The following is a 9853-nucleotide window of genomic DNA, read 5'->3' on the forward strand; positions in this document are numbered from 1 at the left end:
GCGGCGGCGGATGCTTTCGCGAACCTTCGGGAAAAGAACCGTTGGCTTGCCGAAATGGTCCCTGCGCGAAGCGTTTGGCGCGTCGGCTCGTCCCTGCTAACGCGCGGCTCATCGCGAGTCAGACGCGAATCCGCGACAATCCGCCCGAAGGAAACACATGGTCCCCCGTTATTCCCGCCCCGACATGGTTGCGATCTGGACGCCGGAGGCGCGCTTCCGCATCTGGTTCGAGATCGAGGCGCACGCCACCGACGCGCTGGCCGAGCTCGGCGTGGTGCCGAAATCGGCGGCCAAGGCGCTGTGGGACTGGTGGGCGACGAACCCGGCGATCGACGTCGCGGCGATCGACGCGATCGAGGCCGTCACCAAGCACGACGTCATCGCCTTCCTCACCTGGGTGGCGGAGCAGGTCGGCGACGAGGCGCGCTTCATGCACCAGGGCATGACCAGCTCGGACGTGCTCGACACCTGCCTCGCGGTGCAGCTCGCGCGCGCCTCCGATATCCTGCTGGCCGATCTCGACGCGCTGCTGGCGGCGATCAAGACGCGCGCGTTCGAGCACAAGATGACGCCGACGATCGGCCGCAGCCACGGCATCCATGCCGAGCCGGTGACGTTCGGTCTGAAGATGGCCGAGGCCTATGCCGAGTTCGCGCGCTGCAAGAAGCGGCTGATCGCGGCGCGCGAGGATATCGCCACCTGCGCGATCTCGGGCGCGGTCGGCACCTTCGCCAATATCGACCCGTCGGTGGAGGTGCATGTCGCCGAGAAGCTCGGCCTGTCGGTCGAGCCCGTATCGACGCAGGTCATCCCGCGTGACCGGCACGCGATGTTCTTCGCGACGCTGGGCGTGATCGCCTCGTCGATCGAGCGGCTTGCGGTCGAGGTGCGGCACCTGCAGCGCACCGAAGTGCTGGAGGCGGAGGAATATTTCTCGCCGGGTCAGAAGGGCAGCTCGGCGATGCCGCACAAGCGCAACCCGGTGCTGACCGAGAACCTCACCGGCCTCGCCCGCGTCGTGCGCGCGGCGGTGGTGCCGGCGCTGGAGAACGTCGCGCTGTGGCATGAGCGCGATATCTCGCACTCCTCCGTCGAGCGCTTCTTCGGGCCGGACGCGACGATCACGCTCGACTTCGCGCTGGCGCGGCTGACCGGGGTGATCGAGAAGCTGCTCGTGTATCCGGCGCGGATGGAGAAGAACCTCAACAAGATGGGTGGCCTCGTCCATTCGCAGCGCGTGCTGCTGGCGCTGACACAGGCGGGGGTGAGCCGCGAGGACAGCTACCGCCTCGTCCAGCGCAACGCGATGAAGGTTTGGGAATCGGACGGCGAGCTTTCGCTGCTCGAGCTGCTCAAGGCCGATGCGGAAGTGACGGCTGCGCTGTCGCCGGAGGAGATCGAGGACAAGTTCGATCTCGGCTATCACCTCAAGCACGTCGACACGATTTTCGCGCGAGTGTTCGACTAAAGTCTCAACTCATCGACAAAATGGCACGGTTCAGCGTGCAAATGCTGCAACTGCGAATGCGCGTAATAATATTGCGCAATCGAGCAACAAATTTCATATCGCCGGTGCCGGACTGATCCGGCATTCGGAGACCCAACCATGCGCATCATGCAGGGCCTCGCGAGCAGCCTTATGGCGTTCGCAGGCGTCGCGCTGGTGGTCGAGGTTCTCTACCTCTGATCCATCGGCCCACCCGCTCCTGCTAATCACAGGGGCGGAAAGGGCGGTGGAGGGTAGCGCCAGCGTCGCACGAAAGTGATAGTTCGCTTGACAGATTGACGCCTGAATCGAAACTTTCCGGGTCGATTGTTTCCGAAATTGATCCGATCTGCGGCGAACGCTTCCATATAGATCGACACGTTCTGATGCGCATACGCTTCAGGAAACGCCCGGCTGCTTGACGACCGACGATAAGAAAGAACGGTCATAGCGATAGCATGGGAGGGCAGATGTAGGACAGCGCGTTCGATTGGGTTGCTGCCGTCGACCATCCCAATCCGTCACCGCGGCCTTGTGCCGGGGTCCAAGGCTCCGCACGCTGCGGCAGGTGGTTCGAGCGGTATCGCCCGCCCGACGTTGGCCCCCGGAACAAGTCCGGGATGACGGTTACGCACGTGGATGGGACGTCAGCAATCAGCGCTGATCGCCAGTGAGTGCCTAGCCCCAGGCTTCCTTCATCTTCTGGAAGAAGCCGGTCGATTGCGGTGTCTCGGCGCCGGTCTCGGTCGCGCGCAGTTCCTCTAGCAGTTCGCGTTGCCGCGCGCTCAGCTTGGTCGGCGTCTCGACCTCGATCCGCACGACCAGATCGCCGCGTCCGCGCCCCTGCAGCACGGGCATGCCTGCACCGCGCTGGCGCAGTTCGCGGCCGTGTTGCGTGCCGGCCGGGATCTTGAGGACATGATCCTCGCCGTCCGGGCCCGGAATGACGATCTCGCCGCCCAGAGCCGCCGTCGTGAAGCTGATCGGCGCGCGCGCGAGCAGCGTCGTGCCCTCCCGCTCGAACAGCGGATGCCGGGAGACGTGCAGGAAGATGTAGAGGTCGCCCGCGGGCGCGCCGCGCAGGCCCGCCTCGCCCTCGCCGGTCAGGCGGATGCGCGTGCCCTCATCCACCCCAGGCGGGATGTTGACCGTGAGCGTCTTGGTCTTTTCGACGCGGCCCTCGCCGTGGCAGGCGTTGCACGGATCGGAGATGACCCGGCCCGCGCCGTGGCAGGTCGGGCAGGTGCGCTCGACCACGAAGAAGCCCTGCTGCGCGCGCACCTTGCCGTGGCCAGCGCAGGTGTTGCACGCCTTGGCGGAGGTGCCCTTCTTGGCGCCGGTGCCGTCGCAGGTGTCGCACGCCGCCGACACGTCGACCGTCACGTCGGTCGAGTGGCCGTGGAAGGCATCCTCGAGGCCGATTTCCATGTCGTAGCGCAGGTCCGCGCCGCGGCGCGGGCCAGCGCGGCCCCCGCCCTGCTGGCCGCCCATGAATTCGCCGAAGATGTTTTCGAAAATGTCGCTGAACGCGCCGAAATCCTGCGCGCCGCCACCGCCACCGCCGGGCCCGCCGTTACGGAAGGCGGCATGGCCGAAACGATCATAGGCCGCGCGCTTCTGCGGATCCTTGAGGCAATCATAAGCCTCGCTGATCGCCTTGAAGCGGCCCTCGGAATCCTTGCACCCGGCGTTGCGATCCGGGTGATATTTCATCGCGAGCTTGCGGTACGATGCCTTGATCGTGCCATCGTCCGCGGTGCGCTCGACTTCGAGCAGTTCGTAGAAATCGACTTCGGTGGTCATGTCCGGCCCTTAAGCCCTCTCCCCGATTGCGGAGAGAGGGTTTGGGAGAGGGGCAGTTCCAAACCGGACGTTCACGACTGCCCCTCTCCCGCCATCGCTTCGCTCGGCTACCCTCTCCCCGCAAGCGGGGAGAGGGCGACCATCATGCCTTGTTGTCGTCGACCTCGGAGAATTCGGCGTCGACCACGTCTTCCTTCGGAGCTTCCTCGGCCGAGGGCGAAGCCTCCGACTGCGCCTGCTTCTCGTAGATCGCCTGGCCGAGCTTCATCGCGACCTGCGCGAGCGCCGCCGCCTTTTCCTTCATCGCCTCGGCGTCGCCGCCCTCGATCGCCGTCTTGGTGTCGGCGATCGCGGTCTCGATCTCGCCCTTCAGCGCGGCGTCGACCTTGTCGCCATTCTCCGCGAGCTGGCGCTCCGTCGTGTGGACGAGGCTCTCAGCGTTGTTCTTCGCCTCGGCCGCCTCGCGGCGCTTCTTGTCCTCTTCGGCGAACTGCTCGGCATCGCGGACCATCTGTTCGATGTCGCGATCCGACAGACCGCCCGAAGCCTGGATGCGGATCTGCTGCTCCTTGCCGGTGCCCTTGTCGCGCGCCGAGACGTTGACGATGCCGTTGGCATCGATGTCGAACGTCACCTCGATCTGCGGCACGCCGCGCGGCGCCGGCGGGATTCCGACGAGGTCGAAATTGCCGAGCTGCTTGTTGTCGGCCGCCATCTCGCGCTCGCCCTGGAAAACGCGGATGGTGACGGCGTTCTGGTTGTCGTCCGCGGTCGAATAGGTCTGCGACTTCTTGGTCGGGATCGTCGTGTTACGATCGATCATGCGCGTGAACACGCCGCCCAGCGTCTCGATGCCGAGCGACAGCGGGGTCACGTCGAGCAGCAGCACGTCCTTGACGTCGCCCTGCAGCACGCCCGCCTGGATGGCGGCGCCCATCGCCACGACCTCATCGGGGTTGACGCCCGAATGGGGCTCCTTGCCGAAGAAGTCCTTCACGACCTGACGGACCTTGGGCATGCGCGTCATGCCGCCGACCAGCACCACTTCGGTGATGTCGGCCGCCTTCACGCCCGCATCGGCCAGTGCCTTCTTGCACGGATCGAGCGTGCGCTGGATCAGATCCTCGACCAGCCGCTCGAGATCGGCGCGAGTGATCGACTTGACGAGATGCTTCGGGCCGTTCTGGTCCGCCGTGATGAAGGGCAGGTTGACCTCGGTCGTCGCCGCCGACGACAGCTCGATCTTCGCCTTCTCGGCCGCTTCCTTCAGACGCTGGAGCGCCAGCTTGTCCTTGGTGAGATCGATGCCTTCGGCCTTCTTGAAGTCTTCCGACAGGAAGTTGAGCAGCTTGTTGTCGAAATCCTCACCGCCGAGGAAGGTGTCGCCGTTGGTGGCCTTCACCTCGAACACGCCGTCGCCGATCTCGAGGATCGAGATGTCGAACGTGCCGCCGCCGAGATCGTACACGGCGATGGTCTTGTTGGTGTCCTTGTCGAGGCCGTAGGCGAGCGCCGCCGCCGTCGGCTCGTTGATGATGCGCAGCACTTCGAGGCCCGCGATCTGGCCGGCGTCCTTGGTCGCCTGGCGCTGCGCGTCGTTGAAATAGGCCGGCACGGTGATGACGGCCTGCGTCACGGTCTCGCCGAGATACTGTTCGGCGGTTTCCTTCATCTTCTGGAGCGTGAAGGCCGAGATCTGCGACGGCGAATATTCCTTGCCGCCGGCGCCGACCCAGGCGTCGCCGTTGTTGCCGCGCACGATCTGGTACGGAACCAGCTCGGTGTCCTTCTTGGTGATGGGATCGTCGAAGCGGCGGCCGATCAGGCGCTTCACCGCGAAGATCGTGTTCTCAGGGTTGGTCACCGCCTGGCGCTTGGCCGGCTGGCCGACCAGCCGCTCGCCATCCTTGGCGAAGGCGACGATCGACGGCGTGGTGCGCGCGCCTTCCGCATTCTCGATCACCTTGGGCTTGCCGCCTTCCATCACGGAAACGCAGCTGTTGGTCGTGCCCAGATCGATACCGATTACTTTTGCCATTGGTCCTCTACGGCCCCCGTCAGTTCAAAGTTTGCCACAATCGCGGCGTGCCCCGCGTGGGAGAGCGCCGCTTTACTGCCGGGGATATAGGGGGGCTTTCGCTTGTCGCAAGATTTTCGACAGCCTAGAGCGAAGCATCCTTTCCCGAAGCGGGAGCGTGCCCCTTGCGCCTGTTGTTGTTGCTGATCGTATCGCTGGCAGGTCTGGATGGCTGCGGCCAGCCCAAGCAGGTCTATATCGACGATGCCTATATCCGCACCGCCGCTGCGCCGGGGCGGCCGGCGTCGGGCTATTTCACGCTTCATGGCGGCACGGCGGCGACGACGCTGATCTCGGTCCATACCGAGGTCGCGATCAAGACCGAGATGCACGAATCGATGACGCACGGCGGCATGGCGATGATGAAGCCGATCGATCACGTCGCGCTGCCCGCCGATGCGACGGTGGCGTTCAAGCCGGGCGGGAAGCATCTGATGATCTTCGATCTCAATCCGGGAATGAAGGTGGGCAAGACGATCACGCTCGTCTTCACCTTCTCCGACGGCACGCGGCTGGAGAAGGAGGCCGTACTGATCGCGCCGGGCGCGGCGGCGCCGTATAGCTGATGCCGCGAGAGGTTCGGGCGCTGACCGCGGGCGAGGCCGCGCTTGCGGCGACCGTGTTCGGCGACGCGATCGATTACGGCGCGGTGCGGATGGTGCGCGGCAAATGGGCGTTCTTCCAGCCGCGCGAGACGGTGATGGCGCCGTGCGGGCACATTCACTTTCACCCCAGGGGCCATACGTGGAGCGAGGATTTCGCCGCCGCCGACCTCTCCGCGCAGGGGCTGTTCGTGCATGAGATGACGCATGTGTGGCAGACGCAGACGCGCGGCCGCTGGTATCTGCCGACGCGGCGGCACCCCTTCTGCCGCTACGATTATGCGATCCGGCCCGGACAGCCGCTCAGGAGCTACGGCATCGAGCAGCAGGCCGAGATCGTCCGCCACACCTTCCTGCTGCGGCGCGGGAGCCGGGTGATCGGCGCGCCGGATCGGGCGGTGTACGAGACCATCCTGCCATTCGGCACCGCGCCGCGCTGAGTCGGCCCGCACCACCTCTTCACCCGCACGTCATCATCCCGTCATCGCCGGCCGCACTAGTGTTCGCACTTGCGGCAAAACGATGCGATCGCGCGACGAACAGGTGACAATATCTCATTTCACGCTAGTGACATTATAACATGAAGGCGTAGAAAGCGGCCTCGAGTTCAGGGAACAGACGAAAAATCATGAAATCATTTGCCTTCGGTATCAGCGCGCTCGCGCTTCTCTCCAGCGCGCCGGCCTTCGCGGAAGTCCCCTCCGATGCCGCCGCCAGCGATACGGCTGCCGATCAGGCCGCTCCCGCCGCCGGCACGCCGCAGGACGTCATCGTCACCGCCCCCTTCCGCACCAGCGAGAGCGACGTGCTGCAGGGCACCTCCGTTCTGAAGGGCGAGGAGCTCGCGCGGTCGCTGCGGCCCTCGATCGGCGAGACGCTGGCGCATCTGCCCGGCGTGTCGGCGACCTCGTTCGGGCCGACCGCGTCGCGCCCGATCCTGCGCGGCTTCCAGGGCGAGCGCATCCGCGTGCTGACCGACGGCATCGGCTCGATCGACGTGTCGAACACCTCGGTCGATCACGCCGTGGTGATCGATCCCCTGCTGGCCGAGCGGATCGAGGTGTTGCGCGGGCCTTCGGCGTTGCTGTTCGGATCGTCGGCGGTGGGCGGTGTCGTCAACGTCGTCGATACGCGCATTCCGCGCACCGTGCCCGAGAACGGCTACCGGCTGGCAGGCATCGCCACATACGGTTCGGCCGCCAACGAGCGTTCGTTCGAAGCGGCGGGCGATGTCGCGCTCGGCAAGCATATCGTGCTGCATGCCGACGGATCGTATCTGAAGTCGGACGATCTCAAGATCGGCGGCTATGCCCTCTCCCCTACCGCACGCGCCGCCGCGCTCAGCCAGGTCGGCCTGCCGCAGCCCGGTGCGGACGAGCCGATCGACTTCGCCGCGTCCGCCGCGATCAAGGGCACGCTCCCCAATTCCGCGGCGACCACGTGGACGGCGGGCGTCGGCGCGAGCTACATCACCGATGGCGGGATGCTCGGCGTGTCGTACAGCCATTACGACAGCTTCTACGGCGTACCGATCCGCTACGCGACCGAGGTCGGACAGGAGCAGGAAGCGCCGCGCCTCAGCATCGTGCAGAACCGTGTCGATCTGCGCGGCGAGGTGAAGACCTACGGCGGCTTCCTCGACAGTATCCGCATCCGCGTCGGCCATGCCGATTACCGCCATTTCGAGCTGGAGGAAGACGGCTCGGTCGGCACCGCCTTCTACAACAACGGCACCGAGGGCCGGCTCGAGCTGGTGCAGGCCAAGCGCGGCGTGTGGAGCGGGGCTTCGGGCGTGCAGTTCTTCAACCGCCTGTTCCGCGTCGTCGGCGACGAGGCGTTCCTGCCGCGCAACGAGACCAACCAGGTCGGCCTGTTCACCGTCCAGCAGCTCGATTTCGGCGCGCTGAAGGCGGAGGCCGGCGTGCGCTACGAGATGACCGATCTCGCCGCGCGCGCCGACGAGGGCGACCTGCGCTTCTTCACCGGCAAGCGCAGCTTCGGCGCGGTGTCGGGCTCGCTCGGCGCGAGCTACGGCATCACCGACAATATCCGCATCGGCCTCAACGGATCGCACACCGAGCGCGCGCCGTCCGCCGAGGAACTGTTCGCCAACGGCGCGCATGCCGGCACGCAGGCCTATGAACTCGGCGACCCCGATTTCCGCGTCGAGAAGAGCTGGGGGCTGGAGGCGACGCTCCACATCCACGGCGACCGCGTGAACTTCGACGCATCGGCCTACTACAACTGGTTCCAGAACTACATTTCGGAGAATCAGGTCGATCCGTCGGTCTGCGAGGCGGCGGCCGCGCCGTCGGGCCGCACCGTCGACCTGCCGTGCTTCCAGAGTCAGCAGGCCGATGCCCGCTATTACGGTTTCGAGGGGAGCCTGCAGGCGTATCTGTTCTCGGTCGGATCGACCAAGATCAACGCCGACGTCATCGGCGACTATGTCCACGCCACGATCGTCGACGAGGGCCCCGCCCCGCGCATCCCGCCGATGCGCGTGCTCGGCGGGATCGAGGCGCAGAACGATCTGTTCAGCGTGCGCGGCGAGGTCGAACATGCCTTCGACCAGACCCGCGTCGCCCAGTTCGAGACGCCGACCGACGGCTACACGATGGTCAACGCCAGCGTCGGCGTGTCGCCCTTCGGCAAGGACAGCAAGACGCGACTGACGCTGAGCGCGAACAACATCTTCGACGTGAACGCGCGCCGCCATTCGAGCTTTCTCAAGGATTTCGCCCCGCTCGCCGGGCGCGACATCCGGGTGTCGCTGCGCGTCGGAATCTAGGCTAAACGTCCGTCATGGACGACAGGCAGCGTTGCGCATGGGCGGGCTCCAACCCGCTCATGCAACACTATCACGACACCGAATGGGGCGTGCCGGAGCGGGATCCGCGCATGTTGTGGGAAACGCTGATGCTGGAGGGTTTCCAGGCCGGGCTGTCGTGGGAGATCATCCTGCGCAAGCGCGAGGGTTTTCGCGCCGCCTTCGCCGGGTTCGATCCGGTGAAGGTCGCCGCCTTCGGCGACGCGGATATCGAGCGGCTGATGGCCGACCCCGGCATCGTGCGGGCGCGCGCGAAGATCGTCGCGACCATCACCGGCGCGCGCCTCTTCAACGAGATGCAGGCAGCGGGCGAGGATTTCGCCGCCTATTGCTGGTCGTTCACCGGCGGCAAGCCGATCGCCGGCAGCACCGCGACCACGCAGAGCGACATGTCCGGCGCGATCTCTAAGGATCTGAAGAAACGCGGCTTCAAGTTCGTCGGCCCGACCATCGTCTACGCCTGGATGCAGGCCGTCGGCATCACCAACGACCATGAGAAGGGCTGCTTCCGGCGAACGGAGGCGTGATGCGCGCCGGAGAGCGACCGGCTAGAAGCCGATGCGCCCTCCGTGTTCCGGTTTGACGAGACTCTCGCACCGCAGCCGCTCGACGATCTCGAGCGCGTTCGTCGCAGGCGCGTGCCGCAATTGTCGCGCGACGACAGCGAAGTCGCCGGGCGTCAGGTTGCGCAATTCGCCCAACGCCGCCGGGGCCGCCACCCCGAAGAAGCGCACGAACGCCTGCGCGGCGCGCGCCTGTCCGAGCGGACGCAGATCGAGCTTGAACACGAAGCGTCGCAAGGTCGCCGGATCGAGGCTGCCGGGGTGATTGGTCGCGGCGACGACCGGCAGCGGGTGCCGGTCAAGCCAGGTCAGCAGTTCGTTGACCTGCCCCACCTCCCAACTGCTGGTCGCGCGCGTCCGGTCGAACAGCAGCGAATCGGCCTCGTCGAACAGCAACACGCTTTCCGCACGCCGCGCCTCGGCAAAGGCCTCGGCGATCTGCTTTTCGGTCTCACCGACCCATTTCGAAAGCAGATCCGACGCGCGCTTGAC

General features: G+C 65.9%; 8 protein-coding genes. 5 read left to right on the top strand and 3 right to left on the bottom strand.

What is annotated here, in order from left to right:
• Nucleotides 1-157 precede the first annotated feature (157 nt).
• On the top strand, nucleotides 158-1468 hold the full coding sequence (gene purB / locus Q5H94_RS09710; RefSeq protein WP_304561057.1) for an adenylosuccinate lyase: 1311 nt from the start codon (nucleotides 158-160) through the stop codon (nucleotides 1466-1468).
• A gap of 696 nt (nucleotides 1469-2164) precedes the next feature.
• Here the strand turns inward: purB and dnaJ are convergent.
• Together dnaJ and dnaK are read right to left on the bottom strand one after the other, a co-directional pair.
• Entirely contained in the window at nucleotides 2165-3289 is a 1125-nt protein-coding gene (dnaJ, locus tag Q5H94_RS09715; RefSeq protein ID WP_304561058.1) for a molecular chaperone DnaJ, read from the bottom strand.
• A 142-nt stretch (nucleotides 3290-3431) separates the two neighbouring features.
• The gene (dnaK, locus tag Q5H94_RS09720) at nucleotides 3432-5327 is read right to left on the bottom strand and encodes a molecular chaperone DnaK (RefSeq protein ID WP_304561059.1); all 1896 of its coding nucleotides are present in this window, start codon (nucleotides 5325-5327) and stop codon (nucleotides 3432-3434) included.
• 164 nt (nucleotides 5328-5491) lie between these two features.
• Here dnaK and Q5H94_RS09725 point away from each other — a divergent pair, with 164 nt between their 5' ends.
• The 4 genes from Q5H94_RS09725 (at nucleotide 5492) to Q5H94_RS09740 (ending at nucleotide 9325) form a co-directional block, all read left to right on the top strand.
• A complete protein-coding gene (locus Q5H94_RS09725; protein ID WP_304561060.1) occupies nucleotides 5492-5932 on the top strand; it encodes a copper chaperone PCu(A)C in 441 nt (146 codons plus the stop codon).
• Nucleotides 5932-6408 (top strand): vgr related protein, encoded by a 477-nt coding sequence (locus Q5H94_RS09730; RefSeq protein ID WP_304561061.1) that lies wholly within the window; start codon nucleotides 5932-5934, stop codon nucleotides 6406-6408. The genes Q5H94_RS09725 and Q5H94_RS09730 overlap by 1 nt, the downstream gene beginning before the upstream one ends.
• Before the next feature lie 188 nt (nucleotides 6409-6596).
• A complete protein-coding gene (locus Q5H94_RS09735; RefSeq protein WP_304561062.1) occupies nucleotides 6597-8759 on the top strand; it encodes a TonB-dependent receptor in 2163 nt (720 codons plus the stop codon).
• A 14-nt stretch (nucleotides 8760-8773) separates the two neighbouring features.
• A complete protein-coding gene (locus Q5H94_RS09740) occupies nucleotides 8774-9325 on the top strand; it encodes a DNA-3-methyladenine glycosylase I (protein WP_304561063.1) in 552 nt (183 codons plus the stop codon).
• Between the two features lie 21 nt (nucleotides 9326-9346).
• Here Q5H94_RS09740 and Q5H94_RS09745 read toward each other — a convergent pair.
• A partial coding sequence (locus tag Q5H94_RS09745; protein WP_304561064.1) for an AAA family ATPase occupies nucleotides 9347-9853 on the bottom strand: 507 nt, incomplete at its 5' end.

Origin of the sequence: Sphingomonas immobilis, from assembly GCF_030580995.1 — a bacterium.
GTDB lineage: Bacteria > Pseudomonadota > Alphaproteobacteria > Sphingomonadales > Sphingomonadaceae > Sphingomonas > Sphingomonas immobilis.